Raw genomic sequence first — 14,167 nt, 5'->3', positions numbered from 1 at the left:
GTATCGGCCGTCCTAGGAGCGGGTCGAGGACTTCGGCCACGGCGTCGAAGGCTTCGGCGTATGCGGGGAAGGTCTCGTACAACTCCTGGCCCATCCCGGCCCGTTGCGCGCCCTGCCCGGTGAACATCACCCCGAGCCGGCCGCCCCGTACGACCCCGGAGACGACCCCCGGGGCCGGTGTGCCCTCGGACAACGCCCCCAGCCCGTCGAGCACGTCCTCCCGTCCGTCCCGCAGGACGACGGCGCGATGCGTGAAGAGCGTCCGCGTCGCCAGCAGCGACCAGGCCACGTCACGCGAGTCGAATTCGCCCTTCTCCAGGGCGAATTCCCGCAGCCGGGCGGCCTGCGCGCGCAGCGCGGACGCGTCGCGCCCCGAGACCACCCACGGCAGCGAGGGCGCCTCGGCGGGCGTCTCCGACACCGACAGGGCGGGCCCCTCGGTGAGGACGACGTGACAGTTGGTGCCGCCCATGCCGAAGGAGCTGACGCCCGCCACGAGCCGCTCCCCGGGCCGGGGCCAGCCGGTCAGTTCGCGCGGCACGGCCAGGCCGAGCTCGTCCAGCGGGATCGCCGGATTGGGCCGCTCGAAGTTGAGGCTCGCCGGGATCTCCCGGTGACCGATGCTCAGCAGCACCTTGAGCAGGCCGACCATGCCGGCCGCGCCCTCCAAGTGCCCGACGTTCGTCTTGGCCGACCCCACCAGCAGCGGATCGCCCGCACCGCGCCCCGCCCCCAGGACAGCGCCGAGCGCGGCGGCCTCGATGGGGTCGCCGACCGGCGTGCCGGTGCCGTGCAGCTCGACGTACTGCACCTCCGAGGCCCCGATCCCGGCCTTCGCGTACGCCGCCAGCAGCACCTGCTGCTGGGCCTCCTGGCTGGGCACTGTCAGACCGGGCGTGGCACCGTCGTTGTTGACGGCGCTGCCCCGGATGGCGCCGTACACCCGGTCGCCGTCCGCGAGCGCCCGCGCGAGCGGCTTGAGGAGCACCGCCCCGCCGCCCTCACCCCGGACGAAACCGTTGGCGCGGGCGTCGAAGGTGTAGGCGGTGCCGTCCGGGGACAGTCCGCCGAACCGCTCCTCGGCGACCGCGCTCACCCCGAGGAGGTTCAGGTTCACCCCGGCCGCGATCGCGGCTGACGACTCCCCGGAACGCAGCGACTCGCAGGCCAGGTGCACGGCGACCAGCGAGGACGACTGCGCGGCGTCCACGGTCAGACTCGGCCCGCGCAGCCCGAGGTGGTAGGAGACCCGGTTGGCGATGACGCCCCGGTTGAGACCCGTCATGGTGTGCTGCGTGACGGCCCCGTCCCCCTGCCGCCCGACCAGCCCCGCGTAGTCGTCCCGCAGCGTCCCGACGAACACCGAGGTACGGCTCTCCCGCAGCCGCGCCGGAACGATCCCGGCGTCCTCGATCGCCTCCCACGCCAGCTCCAGGACGAGCCGCTGCTGCGGATCCATGGCGGCGGCCTCACGCGGCGATATCCCGAAGAACGCCGCGTCGAACGCGCCGATATCCTTCAGGAACCCACCCCTGCGCATTCCCGCCGACTCCGGCGGCGCGGCCGATTCCCAGCGACCGTCCGGCACATCCGTGATGGCCTCTCGGCCACCGCGCAGAAGTTCCCAGAATTCGTCGGGCCCAGCCGCTCCGGGAAGCCGGCAGGCGATTCCCACGACGGCGATGGCCTCGTCATACTGCTCCGATGCCCCGGACCCCACAGGATTGCGATCAGTCGTCATCGCGCTCGGCTCGCCCTTCGTGGAAGATTTTCCCTACGCGTGACCCGACCCTAGGAGAATCCCCTCCGGCTCCTCTCAATACCCGGTCATGAGCGAGTAACCGCCCTGTTGCCCTCCCGCGGATGAACGAGCCGTTACCACCCCCCTGAATTAACGCCTCCGCATCCCTCCCGAAGCCACGAGAATAAAACGGCACGCCGCGGAGCCCACCACTCCTCACCGCGCGACACCGGCCGTCGGACGCGCCGCCGGAGCCCACCCGTCGACCCCGGTCGACAGGAGGCCGCCGCCGTCCGCCGTACGACGATCCGGGCATGGACGCCCCCGAGGGCCTCTCCGCCGCCGGGCGCGCCTTCATGCTCAACGCCTTCGGGAGCGACATCCTCCAGGCGTCCGGGGCTACCGGGACGAACCCCTCGCGTCGGCCCCGCCCGGAGAACTCCTCCCCGCCCTCCTCCCCCTGATCGACAAGGGACGGCTCACCGTCTGCCGGGTCGTCCCGTGCCCCCCCGGGACGGAGGCACCGGTTTCCGGCCCGGCCCGCCCCTCACCCGCGAGGAACTGCCGACCGCCCTGGCCGACGCGGACACCCGGGAGCACCCGGAGACCGGAGACTGGATCGGCTGAGTGACCCTCCCCCGCACATCCGAGGGGCCGCCTGGCCTCCTGTGAGCCCCCCACTCCCGGGAGCGTCCGGTCCGCCGGAGCGTGCGGGCACGCGGGCCGAAGGCTGAGGCCACCCGCGACCAGCAAGAAGACCCTCCCGAAGGAGGGTCTTTCGTCGTGCGCCCCCGGCGGGACTCGAACCTGCGGTGGCGTCGCGACCTGGCTCGAGCGCGCAGCGCACTCGCAGGTGCAGACACCAGGCTCAGACGTGCTTGATCTGTACGCGGTCACCGCACAGTTTCGACCAGTCGTCGCGGTTCGAGGTCAGCACCAGTACGGGCGCCGGGGAGCGGAGCGCCATTGCGGCGACGAGAGCGTCGATGGCGTATTTGTGGCCGTGCAGGCCACCGGCGTCGCTCAGCAGTTGCACCGCGGTGAGGCTGTCCGCCTTGGTGACGTCTTGGACCTGAAGGCGGGAGAGCACCCAGTGCTGCCGGGCGGCATCTGTCTTCCCGTACACGGCCTCCACCACCGTCAGGGGAGACACGAGGACGGGCACGCCTACGCGCCGAGCGGCCTCGATGCGGGTGATCATCTGGCGGTCGTTGCGCAGGAGCAGCGACAGCGCCTGGGAGTCGAGCACCAGGGACCTGGCCGCGGGCTCCTTCATGCGGCGCTGTCGCCGGATGCGTACGGCGCCGGGGCGTCACCGAACAGTTCGCGCTGCGCGGCCTGGACTTCGGCCTCGCTCAGCGGCTCGTGCTCGGCTTCGTAGGCGGCCACGATCTCGGCGAGGCCGTCCATGGCGAGCTGATGCCGGACCGCCGCCGTCACGTAGGCGGACACGCCGCGTTTGCCGGTACGCGAGCGCAGAGCACCGAGGAGTTCCGAGGGCATCGAGACGGAGATGTTCTCCGTGCCGCCGGGGCGGGATGACTTCATGCTGCCAGTCTAGTACAGGAACTATTACATCACCGGAGTGCTGTTCATCCCGCACCACTGATGCATAGTCTTGGCGCTCCGGATCTTCTTGTACGTTGTCGCGGCTCCCGTGCTGGGATGGTGCTGGGATGCGCCTGCATTTCCGCAGGTCAGAGCCTTGTGGTGGAGTTCCGCTTCAACGTCTGATCGGTCAATCGCTGTACGTCATGACGATTTGCTTGGTGGGGATGTGGGGTCGACGCCTCTCGCGGGCTCGACCCCTCTTCTCGTTCTCGCGTGGACTCGGTGTAATCGTCGACACGCGGTGACGCATTGACGCAATGTTTGCGTCAATCTATGGTGGGGTCATGCTCTTCCCCACGCCCACCCTCAAAGCCGAGGATCAACGTGTTCTCGGCGAGATCGACGACCTTCGCCGCTCGTTGCGCCTGCAGGTCCGGTCCGCTCCGGCGAGGTGGACCGACGGACTGCGTAAGTTCTTGACCGCGGATGCGGTGGCGGCCTCCAACTCGATCGAGGGCTTCAGAGTGTCCACGATCGACGTCGAGGACCTTCTGGAAGGAGAGCGCGACGTCGACGTCTCCGAGGAGGACCGGGAGGAGACGCTCGCTTATCAGCGGATGATGACCTACATCCAGACGCTGCACGATGTCGCGGACTTCCGTTACAGCAAGGAGTTGCTCAACGCGCTCCACTGGATGTTGCAGGGACACCGGCACGCCCCGCGCAAGCCTGCCGGGCAGTGGCGGCGGGGACCGGTGTACGTCACGGACACTCGCGACCCCAGCATCGCGGCATACACGGCGCCGGAGGCGACCGACGTGCCTGCGCTGACGGGCGAACTGGTCGATTGGCTGAACGCGAACGATGGCAGCCACCCGCTGGTACGGGCCGCCATGGCGCATCTGCATCTTGTTTCCATCCACCCGTGGGCGGATGGAAACGGCCGTATGTCCCGGTCCCTCCAAACGCTCATGATCGCGAGGGAGGGAGAACTGGCCTCTGAGTTCTCCTCGATCGAGGCATGGCTGGGACGCCCCGGCAATACGTGGGAGTACTACCGCGAGCTGCAGCGCCGGGGAGCCAGCTACCGCCCCGACCAGGACGTCTCCGACTGGGTCCGTTTCAACCTCACCGCGTACCACCAGCAGGCGCAGACTGTACGCAGTCGCCTGGATCGCTCGAGTCGAGTGTGGCTTCTGCTGGGTGAGTTCGCGGAAGTCCAGGGGCTGGAGGAGAGGGTGGTTTCCGCTCTGCATGACGTGGCGATGTCCGGGCGGGTGCGTCGTACGCGCTACGAACGAGCGGAGGACCTGAGCCTGCAACGGGCTCAACGTGACCTGCGGGACCTGGTCGCGGGTGACGTCCTGACTCCGGTCGGCCGTACCCGTGCCCGCTTCTACACCGCTGGCCCGGCCTTTCCGGAGTCGGCTCTGGAGGCGGCTCGGACGCCGCTGCCGCTGACCGATCCGTACACGCGCTACTGAGTGCCCAAGCGGGACGTCGGGGGCAGCCGCGCGTGGACTTCACGGAACCGCAGGCAGACGTCTACGGCTATCGCGAGGTCCAGCCGTTGGCGAAGTCGCACTGGAGGTCCGTCCAGCGGCGCTGTTCGGCGGGGGTGTGGCTGGGGTAGCCGAGGCGTCCCACGCCCTTGACCCACTCGTCCCAGAGGCCGTCGGGCTCCGTGAAGCGGTCGGCGTGGTGGGTGCCGAGGTGGGCGTCGATGCGGAGGAGGGCGCCGAGGGCGGCGGGCTGGTCGTAGTGGAGGTCGGTGCGGGGGAGGTAGCGGTCGAGGTAGGTGGTGAGGATCTCGGCGTCGGCGTGTGTGCCGTAGCGGGCCAGGGCGAAGCAGTAGGCGCTGCCGGAATAGCAGACCTCGCTGGCCAGGAGCAGGTCGCCGATGCGTGCCCGGAACCGTTCGCGGCGGTCGATGCCGATCAGCCAGCCGGCGGTGAGACGCGAGCGCCATTCGTACCCGAGGAGGGCTTCCAGTTCCTCGTCGGTGACCGCGGCGGCGTCATTGAGTAGGTGTCGAGTGAAGCGGGTGGTGTGCCACCACCGGGGGCTCAGGAACCGCCCGCCGTTCAGTACGAGGTAGCGCGGGAGGCCCCCGTACGTCCTCGTCACGTAGCTCTTGACCACATGGCCGTAGCCGACTTCCTCGAGGTGCTGGGACGGCATCGGTCACCTTTCCGGGTAGAGGTCAGTACGGTCGATCCAGGTGAGGGAGACGAAGATGCTATCGCTGGCGGGGGCTTCGGAGGCTTCCAGCAGAGACCAGGTGCGGGACTCTTCGACCAGCTGCTCCCAGGGCGCGGTCCAGTCGAGTTCCCAGTCCAGGCCGGGGCCGGAGACGCCGTACGTGCGGCCGGCGTCCACCCGCCAGAACTGCGAGTAGAGGATCACCTGGGCGTGGTCGGCCAGGTCGTTGACGATCTCGGTGAAGTGGGTCGAGGGCCAGCCGGGGGCGTTGTCCGCAGCGGTGGCTCGTAGGCGCGCGGTGAGCGGTGGGACGACGGGGGCGCGTGCGCCGAGTTCGGTCAGGGCCCAGCGGATGCCTTCCGGCTCGCTCCAGTCCGGTGGCGTCGCCCGTTCCAGGCAGGTGCGGTAGGCGCGGCGCACGGGCTCGACCGCGCCGTCGATCTTCAGGCTCGCCAGGGCCATCGCCGCCCATTCCCGGACGGTGGAGTCGTCGCTGCTCAGAAGGGTGATCAGAGCGGGGCCGCAGCGTGTGTCCGCCACCTCTTCGAAGACCTCGATGGCGGTCAGTTGCCCGAAGCTGCTGAGGGAGGGCAGTCCGTCGATGATGGCGGGGATGGCGTCGGAGCCGATGTCGATCAGTTCTGCGCGGGCGTCGTACGACGGGCCGGTCGAGTCGTCGAGCTGCTGGATGAGTCTCTCGATGTGAGTGGTCATGGGTGATTGCGCCGCCAGAAAGTGGGAAGCCACCAGCAGAGCACCGAGCGATCGTCCGGCCAGGGGACACGGTCCTCGGCCGTCCAGTCCTCGAAGGAGTCCCGTGTCAGGTCGATGGGGCGCCAGGCGGGGTCGAGCGGCTCGTCCTCGGCCGGAGGGCGGACGTGCCGGCGGACGTGCTCGTCGCAGGCGCCGAAGTCCTGGTAGTTCCGCTGGGCCTCGATCAGGGAGACCTTGTTCGCCCCTCCGGCCATGGTCGGCCAGCGGAACTGGACCCCGTCGTCCTCCCAGAAGCAGACGGGGCAGATCTCGTACGAGCCGGGCATCTCGCCCAGCACGCGGTGCCCACAGCAGGGACAGGGGTAGGAGTCGCTCACCTGCGCAGTCTCGTGGCAGGTCCCGCCGGTGTGCCATGGATTTCTCTGCCTCGGGACTCCCGACCAGTCCGCAGCCAGTCCGCGGGACACCCGTAAACGGCCGTCGGGAGTCAACGCATGCCAACGAGGAAACCCCAGGTCAGAGCCTTGTATGGGGCTCCGCCGCAGGCCAGGATCTGGCTTCAGATATTCCGCTTCAATGTGTGACGGGTGATATAACACCACGTTGCTGATCTGGCAAACATGCAGGTCAGATGGGGTCCGACTCTTCGGAGTCGGGCCCTTTGTTCTTTCCCGTGCTGGGATGGTGCTGGGATAGCTGATCCTTCGTCACCTGTCGTCATCCCTGGTCATCCGTACCGTGCTGGGATCGTGTCGGGATGGGATGGGATGGGGGTGCCCGTGCTGGGATTTGTGTGAGCGAGGCGCTGGCCGAGCTGTGAAGGTAGTGCGGACGTGGCGCTTTTCCTACTCGTTTGACACAATCGGGGGCATGGCTGAGGCGACGTACAGCATCGGGGAAGGGCCAGCGACGCGGGTGAGCTTGTCGCTGCCGGAGGGGACCGCGGAGGCGATCCGGGCGCGGGTGGGCAAGCGGGAGTTCTCCGCGTTCATCGCCGAGGCGGTCGAGCGTGAGCTGCGTGGGCAGGTCCTGGACGAGTACCTGGCGGACTACGAGAGCCGCAAGGGGCCGGTCTCCGAGCCGGCTCGTCAGCGGGCGCGGCAGGTCTTCGACGAGGTGTTCGCCGAGGAGGCCGAGTGGCCCGCCGCAGGCTGAGTCACGAGGGGACGCTCGTCCTCGACAGCGAGGGACTCTCGAAGCTGCTCGCTGACGAAGAACAGGTGGTGGCTCTGATCGCTGAGGCGCGCTCGCGTGGCATGGAGGTCGTGATCAGTGCGCTCACCATCATCGAGGCCGTCCACGCCCGTACGAACAAGTCACGCCTGAACTGGGTGCTTTCCGGGCTGCGGGTCGTCCCGGTCGGTGACGAGGAGGCGAGGGCTGCCTCGAAGTTGCTGATGAATGCCGGGTTGTCCGGACACAAGTGCGCGATCGATGCGGCCGTCGCCGAGGCCGCGCTGCGACAGCACCGCCCCGTGGTCATGCTGACTTCCGATATTGACGACATGGCCAAGCTGTGCGGCGAGCGGGTCCGGCTCGTGGCGGTGTGATTTCCCTTGGTCCGGCTCAGTAGGAGCGGGGTCCGTAGGGGCTCCAGTGACCGAGGAAGGGCTTGAGGTCGTCGTCGCTGGGTTTCGGCGGCGTGGGCAGTTTCGGCGCTGAGGCCGATTCGGTGAGGTCTTGGAGGTGCGCGTCCGCGAACGCGAGCCACGCCTCGACCTCGGCCCGCTCCTGCCCGGGCGGAAGTGTTGTGGCATGGACGCCTACTGCTGCGACGTATTCAGTCAGGCGCCTGGCCTGGTACCAGGTGTCTGCCTGTTTTCCGAGTTGTTTGACGCAGTAGGCGCGGGCGTAGGCGGCGTGGGCTTCCTGCATGGCGGCTTCCCAGCGCTTTTGCTGTACCTCTCTGGCTTGCTGGTCTGCAAGGCGTTTGCGCTCTGCGGCTTCGCCGCGGAGTCCGACCTCCTGCACGATCTCGGCGAGTTGTTCTTCCAGAGGCCGGTCGGGGAGATCTGCCCATTCGCTTGCACGGTGCGGGCTGCCGCCGCGGAGTATGAAGCGTAGGCGGCTGGAGGGGGTGTAGTCGAAGCGGGGGATGCGCATCCATGAGTGCTTCTTGGCGTCGGCGAGTTCCTTGTCTGTGGGGACGTGTTCGCTGCGGTCCTGTTCTTGGAGGACGACGAATCCGACACTTTCGCCGTGGGCGGTGATGGAGAAGTGCGGTGGTGCCTTGCGGCGCCGATGGGGCGGGGGCGCGCCCTCTGTGGTTCCGAGCGATGCCTTGTGGCCTTGGGCTGTGGTGGCGGCGATGAGGGTTTGGATGATGCGCAGGGCTCGGCCCTGGAGGGGTTTGGTCAGGCCCATGGGCTGCGGCTGCTTTTGGAGGGCGGCCACGACGGCATGGGGTTTGGTGAGTCTGGCCGGCACAGGGAGCGGGGTGAGTTCCGCGAGGCGCCAGGCAGGGATGTCGACCAGCTTGATCTCGTAGCCGCGGTGGGTGCGGTATCCGTGGATTTCCTGCGTGTGGGGGATCTTGCCGGACTTGCGGGCGGCGTTGACCCGTGACGCCCAATTCACTGCGTGCGGGCCGGATCCGATGGGCTTGATGAGACAGCCGTCGTTCGCAACGGCCAGTTCATCGAGTAGCTGGTCCGCGTAGTTCGCAAGGGCCTTCGGCACGGCTCGGGGGCGCGGCGGTGCCGATTCTCGGGCGGGGCGCTCCGGCGGTCGGGTGCTCTGCTCCACCGGGCGGATGCCGCGTTCGATGAGATGCTGCCGCCCCTTCTCGGTGAGGTGGGCGCTCCAATGCCCGCGGCGTTTGGTGACTTTGATGAGCCCTCGGTTCTGCAGGGCTTGTCCGCTGGTCTTGTACGTGCTGTCTGGCCAGACTCCGTCGGGACACCCCTGGCCCACCCAGCCGAGCACTGCCCGCTGCCGCTTGTTGAGGTCCTGTTCCATGTAGCCTCCCGCCGTCCCCTGGGTGCCCTGACCCCGGAGACGATGCCCGCTGCCCTTGCGGGAATTCTGGGTTGTTGAAAGGACTCCTCGTTCGGATGAGAGATATAGAGGGCGTGTTTACGGCGAGAGTCCCGGGCGGCTACGCAGCCTCGTCGCGCATGGCGGACTGGGCCGACTCGCTTTCGACGCCGATGACTTCGACGGTCACGCCGCGAGCGGCGAGGGCCTTCGCGGTCTGGGCCAGGGTGATAGCGGAGAACGGGAAGAGGGAGTCCGGCGTGAGCTTGGCTCCGTCCTTCAGAAGGATCGCGAAGACGACGCGGCGCGGGGTGAAGTCCTCGGGGATGCTGCGGGCCGGATCGCTGTTGACGTGTACGGACCGAGCGAACTCTGCGCGTACGGCCGCGTTCTCGAAGAGGAGCTCAACGGAGACGCGCGCCTGGCTGAACAGGTGACTCAGCGGGCTCGAGGAGTGCGCGGGCTTCACGAGGACAAGAGTGTCGTCCTCGGTGAACAGGTCGCAGATCTCGACGGAGTTGCTTGCCCGAAAGGGGTTGTGGACATTCTTCTTGTCCAGGCAGACCCAGCCGCGACGGGCCTGGGCGGCCAGCTTGTTGTAGTCGCCTTCGTCTACGGGACGCATACACGCGCATACCCTTCCTGTTGAGCTTCTCGGCGAGCGGCCAGCGGGGGAGATCGACGGAGGGCGCGTCGGGGAACAGGGGAGCCACGGAGCCTTTTCCAAGCTGGCGACGCTGACCGTGAGTTGGACAGTTCTGCGCAACGACGGAGCTCCTGGTAGACGGGTTCTCGACCAAGATCACCCGTGTCCGCCAGGAGCTTCGCGTGCTTGTCTCCCCGTCCTCGATTGATCTGTCCAGCCGCACCTTGCGGTTCCTGACCGGACGGCTGACAGTCAGGCCGCAGGAGATCGGGACGCGGTGGCGGCGCCTTCGCCCTTCACAGCCTCAACCTGAGGTTGGAAAAGGCTCAGCTATCCGGGTCGGTTTCCCGGCGAGTGCGACGACCTGCCGACGAAGCAGCCCACGGCGCCGGGTTCCGCCGTGTCGACCGGCAGCCGTCCGTCGCGCTTCCCGTCCGCGGTGGCGTTGCCGTCGTCCATGGAAGGACGTTCCGGCGCCGGACGTGTCACCTCGACCACTTGTGTCACGGGCCTTGACCCGCGTGAGGGCGACTCGTAGCTTGATCATAATTTCTGCAACTTGCAGAAAAATATTTCACGTCGGGTATGTCATTCAGGTGGCGGCTCATCAGGCCTCGTCCTGGTTTCGGGTCGTGGCCGACTGGATGGGGAGGGGAGCCATGGCACGAGGAGCCGCGATGGTGTTATTACGGATGCTGGGCAGGGTCCGCGTCGACGGGCGGGAAGTGGGCGGGGCGCGAGCGCGCACCCTACTGGTGGCTCTCCTGCTCGACTCGAACCGCATGGTCCCCGTGGACCACCTGGTCGACGCCCTGTGGGACGAGGACCCGCCCGCGTCGGCGGTCGCGAACGTCAGAACCCACGTCTGCACCCTGCGGCGGCTGATCGGCGGCGCGGCCACCCTGGTGTCCCGCCCGGGCGGATACGAACTGGTGGTGCCCGAGGACGTCTGCGACACCCACTTGTTTACGTCGGCCGTGGACGAAGGGCGCGCGGCACTCGCCGATGGCGCTCACGAGCGCGCGAGCGAGCTGCTCGACCGCGCCCTCGGCCTGTGGGGCGCGGGCCGGGCCGCGGCGGACGTCCGCCGGAACGGCTGGATCGCGGCCCGCCTGGCCCACCTGGACGAAGAGCGCCGGCGTACCGCTGAGGACTTCGCCGAGGCGTGCCTCAGCCTGGGTGAGCCGCGGGCCGCCCTGAGGGACCTCGCCGCGCTGCTGGCGGTGGACCCCCTGCGGACACGGAGCTGGGCCCTGCGGATGCGCGCCCACCACCTGCTGGGGGAGCGGGGCTCGGTGAACGAGACCATGCGGGAAGCCGCCGAGGTGTTCCATGACCACCTGGGATCACCGCTCGACGGAGAACTGGTGCGCCTTCACCAGGAGTTGTGCCGCAGCCGTATGTGACCGCCGTCCGCCCTCCCGTCAGGGGCCGTCGTCGGGAAGACGGGCGACGATCCGGTCCAGGGGCACGAGGCCGAAGGCCCGCGAGTCGGTGCTCGCTGCGCGGTTGTCCCCCAGGACTGCGGCGTAACCGGCCGGAACGGTCACCTCGGCAGCATGACGGCCGGGGACGCCCGGGGGCAGCGGGTCGCCGGGCAGCGCGGCGAGACGTTTCACGAGCAGCGCCTGGCGGTGCGGGCGCCGGGAAGGCCGGGGCCACTCCCAGGCGCCCGGTGCCGTGGGCTTCACGAGGATGACGATCTGTCCGTGGCGAAGGCGGGCGGCGAGACTGCGGTGGGCGACCACCGTCTGCCCCGGCCTGAGGGCGGGCTCCATGCTGGCGCCGTCGACGGTGACTCTGATCCGGAGCCGGCCCCTGGAGACGGGGAGGGCCAGGAACAGGGCGGCCGGCACGAGGAGCACCACGAGGACGGCCACCACTCCCGCGCTCACGCGTCCACCTCCGCTGGCCGGACCCCGGTCGGCCCCGCGCGCTCGGCGCGTCCGGGAAGTTCCGCCCGCCCGGCCCGCCCCGCATGTTCGGCGTCCGCGTCGTTCCGAGTGTCCCCTCCGTCCTCCGCGTAGCCGGCGGCCTGCCGGGCGAAGAGCCGGGCGTACCGGCCTCCGGCGGCGACCAGCGCCTCGTGGGTTCCCTGCTCGACCACCCGCCCCCCACGCAGGACGACGATGTGGTCCGCGCCGCGGGCCGCCGACAGCCGATGGGAGACGAGCAGGCTGGTGCGCCCGCGCCGGTGACGCGCGAGGAGGTCGTTCACCTCGGCCTCGGCCTCCGGGTCGAGGCCCGAGGTGGGCTCGTCGAGGACGAGCAGGTCGGCGTCACCGCTCACCAGCGAGCGGGCGAGAGCGACGCGCTGCCACTGCCCGCCGGAGAGTTCGACGCCGTCGTCGGCATCGGGGTCGCCGCCGGGGAAGGCCCGGCCGAGCATCGTGTCGTAGCCGCGCGGCAGACTCCGCAGGAGACCGTCCACGCCGGCGCGGGCGGCCGCGGCGTGGATCCGTGCGGGGTCGCCGTGCGCGTCGGGGGCCCCGAGGGCGATGTTCTCGGCGGCGGTGAGGTCGTACCGCACGAAGTCCTGGAAGACCGCGCTGATCCGGCGCCGCAGCTCGCCAGGATCGAAGGTGCGGATGTCGCGGCCGTCCCACAGGACCGTGCCGTGGGTGGGGTCGTAGAACCGGCACACCAGCTTGACCAGGGTGGACTTGCCCGCGCCGTTGTCGCCGACCAGCGCGAGGGAAGAACCGGCCGGAATGGTCAGGCTGACGCCGCGCAGGGCCCACTCGTGCTGATCGGAGTAGCGGAACGACACGTCACGCAGCTCGATGCCGGTCCGCAGCGGCGCCGGCCGGTCCTGCGGCGCCGGGCGCGGCAGATCAGGCGGCTGGCCGACCACCTGCGTGAAGTGCTCGAACAGCATGAGGCTGCGCTTGACGACGGCGAGTTGCGCGGCCGCGGTGCCGAGGCCGCCCTGGACCGCGGCGGTCGCGGCGACGGCCAGGGTGACGTCGCCCACGGTCAGCCGGCCGTGCGCCGCCTCCCGTACCGCCCACAGCAGACCGGCCGCGGCGACAGCCGCGGAAACCACGGCGGGCACGGCCTGTGCCACGGCGTTACGGCGCTCGGAACCACGACGGGCCTCGTTGATCGCCGCGCGATCCTCCCTCATGCGGGCCCGCAGATGATCGCCCGTGCCGAACAGGCGGATCTCCTTCGCCGCCTGGACGCTGCCGAGGAGCTGGGCGTAGAAGAGCTCGCGGCGCTCCAACGGGGTGACACGCAGCACGGTGTCGGCCCAGACCCGGGCCATGCGCAGCTCCACCAGCAGGGCCGGTACGGCCGACAGGAAGACGGCCGCCACCAGCCACCAGCTGACCACGGCGAGCGAGACGAGGAAGCCGGCGACCGTGACGGCCGCGCGGAGCAGGCCCACGCCGCCGGTCACGATCTGCGGCGGCGCCTCCTGTCCGCAGCTCTGCGCGAGCCGCAGCCGGTCGAGCTGGACGGGATCCTCGAAGCGGGCCAGGCCGACGAAGGAGTTGACGGCCAGGTAGAGGCGGTCCTGGGCGTGGAGGGCGACGGCCCGGGCGAGTTCGCCGCGCAGCAGCTCGTCGAGGTGGGGCAGGAGAGCGGTGGCCACGCCCGTCACCGCGAGCAGGACCGCGGGGGCGACGATCCGCCCGGGGGCGCCGCCCGCCGCGACCGTGTCCAGGACCGTGGCGGTCGCCCAGGCCGCGGTGACGGGGAGCTGGGCGACGAGGAGCGAGGTGGCGAGCACGCCGGCGAGCGGGCCGCGTGCCGCACGCCAGGCGAGGCCGAGGACGGCGGGCAGGGCGGCCGGCGGGCGGCTCACCCGACCGCCCCGGCCACGAGGGCGGTCAGGTCCCGGTCGACGACGGTGACGGCGCCGTCGGAAGCCAGGCGGCACACGACGGGATAACCGGTGACGCCGAACGCCTCCGCGACCGCGGTCGCCTGGTCCCCCGCGGTCACCAGGGCGATGTCCCCGAGCTCGGCCGTGTACGGCGCAGGGTCCTCGATGCCGGGGGTGATCACGGCCAGCACGTGGGTCCGGGGAAGCCCGAGGCTGCGCACGGTGGCGGAGAGACGGGGCAGCAGCTCGGTGCACGGCTCGCAGCCGGGCGAGAGGAAGGCGACGAGCGCGCCTTCGGGCAGGTCCCCCCGGGTGAGCGCCGTGCCGTCCGTGGCGCGGACCGAGAAGTCCCCGGCGGAGGAGCCGACGCTGCCCCCGTCGATCGGCCCCGACGGGCGGGCCGGTCCCAGGGTGCGCAGCTTGCGGATGACGCCGTACGTGAGGATCAGGTTGAGGGCGGTGAGGGCGCCCAGCAGGGCGACGGCCGAGCCGAGTACGGCCATGA

The 14,167-nt window shown here is 69.9% G+C and carries 18 protein-coding genes and 1 pseudogene; 7 read left to right on the top strand and 12 right to left on the bottom strand.

The window, feature by feature from the left end; genetic code table 11:
• On the bottom strand, positions 1-1,741 hold a 1,741-nt coding region (locus ACWFR1_RS24395; protein WP_453554485.1), incomplete at its 3' end, for a type I polyketide synthase.
• 314 nt (positions 1,742-2,055) lie between these two features.
• Here ACWFR1_RS24395 and ACWFR1_RS24390 point away from each other — a divergent pair.
• Both ACWFR1_RS24390 and ACWFR1_RS24385 read left to right on the top strand, forming a co-directional pair.
• Positions 2,056-2,205 carry a hypothetical protein gene (locus tag ACWFR1_RS24390; RefSeq protein ID WP_384558209.1) on the top strand — a complete coding sequence of 50 codons (150 nt, stop codon included), beginning with the start codon at positions 2,056-2,058 and terminating at the stop codon, positions 2,203-2,205.
• Between the two features lie 37 nt (positions 2,206-2,242).
• Positions 2,243-2,368, top strand: a complete 126-nt coding sequence (locus ACWFR1_RS24385; RefSeq protein ID WP_384558212.1) for a hypothetical protein — start codon at positions 2,243-2,245, stop codon at positions 2,366-2,368.
• A gap of 241 nt (positions 2,369-2,609) precedes the next feature.
• On the opposite strand, the gene ACWFR1_RS24380 is transcribed toward ACWFR1_RS24385, so the two are convergent.
• Together ACWFR1_RS24380 and ACWFR1_RS24375 are read right to left on the bottom strand one after the other, a co-directional pair.
• The gene (locus ACWFR1_RS24380; RefSeq protein WP_453554483.1) at positions 2,610-3,017 is read right to left on the bottom strand and encodes a PIN domain-containing protein; all 408 of its coding nucleotides are present in this window, start codon (positions 3,015-3,017) and stop codon (positions 2,610-2,612) included.
• Positions 3,014-3,289: a hypothetical protein gene (locus ACWFR1_RS24375; protein ID WP_384558218.1), complete on the bottom strand. Its 276-nt coding sequence runs from the start codon at positions 3,287-3,289 to the stop codon at positions 3,014-3,016. The genes ACWFR1_RS24380 and ACWFR1_RS24375 overlap by 4 nt, the downstream gene beginning before the upstream one ends.
• A gap of 347 nt (positions 3,290-3,636) precedes the next feature.
• On the opposite strand from ACWFR1_RS24375, the gene ACWFR1_RS24370 reads away from it, so the two are divergent.
• Positions 3,637-4,776, top strand: a complete 1,140-nt coding sequence (locus ACWFR1_RS24370) for a Fic family protein (RefSeq protein ID WP_453554480.1) — start codon at positions 3,637-3,639, stop codon at positions 4,774-4,776.
• Positions 4,777-4,843: 67 nt separating this feature from the next.
• Here ACWFR1_RS24370 and ACWFR1_RS24365 read toward each other — a convergent pair whose 3' ends face one another.
• The 3 genes from ACWFR1_RS24365 to ACWFR1_RS24355 are packed head-to-tail and all read right to left on the bottom strand — an operon-like array spanning position 4,844 to position 6,585.
• Positions 4,844-5,473, bottom strand: a complete 630-nt coding sequence (locus ACWFR1_RS24365; RefSeq protein ID WP_453554478.1) for a DUF6000 family protein — start codon at positions 5,471-5,473, stop codon at positions 4,844-4,846.
• Between the two features lie 3 nt (positions 5,474-5,476).
• Positions 5,477-6,208: a HEAT repeat domain-containing protein gene (locus ACWFR1_RS24360; protein ID WP_453554476.1), complete on the bottom strand. Its 732-nt coding sequence runs from the start codon at positions 6,206-6,208 to the stop codon at positions 5,477-5,479.
• Complete coding sequence (locus tag ACWFR1_RS24355) at positions 6,205-6,585, bottom strand: CPCC family cysteine-rich protein (protein WP_453554474.1); 381 nt, start codon at positions 6,583-6,585, stop codon at positions 6,205-6,207. Before ACWFR1_RS24355 ends, ACWFR1_RS24360 begins: the two co-directional genes overlap by 4 nt.
• Positions 6,586-7,078: 493 nt before the next feature.
• On the opposite strand from ACWFR1_RS24355, the gene ACWFR1_RS24350 reads away from it, so the two are divergent.
• Positions 7,079-7,363 (top strand): hypothetical protein, encoded by a 285-nt coding sequence (locus tag ACWFR1_RS24350; protein ID WP_028438980.1) that lies wholly within the window; start codon positions 7,079-7,081, stop codon positions 7,361-7,363.
• Positions 7,345-7,758 (top strand): DNA-binding protein, encoded by a 414-nt coding sequence (locus ACWFR1_RS24345; RefSeq protein ID WP_453554472.1) that lies wholly within the window; start codon positions 7,345-7,347, stop codon positions 7,756-7,758. Before ACWFR1_RS24350 ends, ACWFR1_RS24345 begins: the two co-directional genes overlap by 19 nt.
• Positions 7,759-7,774: 16 nt before the next feature.
• Here ACWFR1_RS24345 and ACWFR1_RS24340 read toward each other — a convergent pair whose 3' ends face one another.
• The gene (locus ACWFR1_RS24340) at positions 7,775-9,166 is read right to left on the bottom strand and encodes a hypothetical protein (protein ID WP_453554470.1); all 1,392 of its coding nucleotides are present in this window, start codon (positions 9,164-9,166) and stop codon (positions 7,775-7,777) included.
• Between the two features lie 139 nt (positions 9,167-9,305).
• A complete protein-coding gene (locus ACWFR1_RS24335) occupies positions 9,306-9,809 on the bottom strand; it encodes a DUF6119 family protein (protein ID WP_453554468.1) in 504 nt (167 codons plus the stop codon).
• Between the two features lie 203 nt (positions 9,810-10,012).
• Here ACWFR1_RS24335 and ACWFR1_RS24330 point away from each other — a divergent pair.
• Positions 10,013-10,120 (top strand): annotated as a pseudogene (locus ACWFR1_RS24330) (IS5/IS1182 family transposase); the annotation flags it as partial.
• A 40-nt stretch (positions 10,121-10,160) separates the two neighbouring features.
• On the opposite strand, the gene ACWFR1_RS24325 reads toward ACWFR1_RS24330, so the two are convergent.
• Entirely contained in the window at positions 10,161-10,289 is a 129-nt protein-coding gene (locus ACWFR1_RS24325) for a hypothetical protein (RefSeq protein WP_453554493.1), read from the bottom strand.
• A 185-nt stretch (positions 10,290-10,474) separates the two neighbouring features.
• Between ACWFR1_RS24325 and ACWFR1_RS24320 the strand changes: the two genes are divergently transcribed.
• Positions 10,475-11,236 (top strand): AfsR/SARP family transcriptional regulator, encoded by a 762-nt coding sequence (locus ACWFR1_RS24320; RefSeq protein ID WP_453554491.1) that lies wholly within the window; start codon positions 10,475-10,477, stop codon positions 11,234-11,236.
• Between the two features lie 18 nt (positions 11,237-11,254).
• On the opposite strand, the gene ACWFR1_RS24315 is transcribed toward ACWFR1_RS24320, so the two are convergent.
• Genes ACWFR1_RS24315 through ACWFR1_RS24305 form a run of 3 tightly spaced genes read right to left on the bottom strand, consistent with a single transcriptional unit; the run spans position 11,255 to position 14,165 of the window.
• Positions 11,255-11,725, bottom strand: coding sequence for a S26 family signal peptidase (locus ACWFR1_RS24315; RefSeq protein WP_453554467.1), 471 nt, complete (start codon positions 11,723-11,725; stop codon positions 11,255-11,257).
• On the bottom strand, positions 11,722-13,641 hold the full coding sequence (locus tag ACWFR1_RS24310; protein ID WP_453554465.1) for an ABC transporter ATP-binding protein: 1,920 nt from the start codon (positions 13,639-13,641) through the stop codon (positions 11,722-11,724). The genes ACWFR1_RS24315 and ACWFR1_RS24310 overlap by 4 nt, the downstream gene beginning before the upstream one ends.
• Positions 13,638-14,165, bottom strand: a complete 528-nt coding sequence (locus tag ACWFR1_RS24305; protein WP_453554463.1) for a TlpA family protein disulfide reductase — start codon at positions 14,163-14,165, stop codon at positions 13,638-13,640. Before ACWFR1_RS24305 ends, ACWFR1_RS24310 begins: the two co-directional genes overlap by 4 nt.
• Between the last annotated feature and the right edge of the window lie 2 nt (positions 14,166-14,167).

Source organism: Streptomyces sp. NPDC055103 (assembly GCF_053607625.1).
This window is presented reverse-complemented; position numbering and strand designations above follow the sequence as displayed.

Bases quoted from the DNA above. Each gene is read 5' to 3' on its own strand.
- ACWFR1_RS24390 (WP_384558209.1), top strand. From the start codon at position 2,056: ATGGACGCCCCCGAGGGCCTCTCCGCCGCCGGGCGCGCCTTCATGCTC.
- ACWFR1_RS24380 (WP_453554483.1), bottom strand. From the start codon at position 3,017: ATGAAGGAGCCCGCGGCCAGGTCCCTGGTGCTCGACTCCCAGGCGCTG.
- ACWFR1_RS24375 (WP_384558218.1), bottom strand. From the start codon at position 3,289: ATGAAGTCATCCCGCCCCGGCGGCACGGAGAACATCTCCGTCTCGATG.
- ACWFR1_RS24370 (WP_453554480.1), top strand. From the start codon at position 3,637: ATGCTCTTCCCCACGCCCACCCTCAAAGCCGAGGATCAACGTGTTCTC.
- ACWFR1_RS24365 (WP_453554478.1), bottom strand. From the start codon at position 5,473: ATGCCGTCCCAGCACCTCGAGGAAGTCGGCTACGGCCATGTGGTCAAG.
- ACWFR1_RS24360 (WP_453554476.1), bottom strand. From the start codon at position 6,208: ATGACCACTCACATCGAGAGACTCATCCAGCAGCTCGACGACTCGACC.
- ACWFR1_RS24350 (WP_028438980.1), top strand. From the start codon at position 7,079: ATGGCTGAGGCGACGTACAGCATCGGGGAAGGGCCAGCGACGCGGGTG.
- ACWFR1_RS24340 (WP_453554470.1), bottom strand. From the start codon at position 9,166: ATGGAACAGGACCTCAACAAGCGGCAGCGGGCAGTGCTCGGCTGGGTG.
- ACWFR1_RS24335 (WP_453554468.1), bottom strand. From the start codon at position 9,809: ATGCGTCCCGTAGACGAAGGCGACTACAACAAGCTGGCCGCCCAGGCC.
- ACWFR1_RS24325 (WP_453554493.1), bottom strand. From the start codon at position 10,289: ATGGACGACGGCAACGCCACCGCGGACGGGAAGCGCGACGGACGGCTG.
- ACWFR1_RS24320 (WP_453554491.1), top strand. From the start codon at position 10,475: ATGGGGAGGGGAGCCATGGCACGAGGAGCCGCGATGGTGTTATTACGG.
- ACWFR1_RS24305 (WP_453554463.1), bottom strand. From the start codon at position 14,165: ATGGCCGTACTCGGCTCGGCCGTCGCCCTGCTGGGCGCCCTCACCGCC.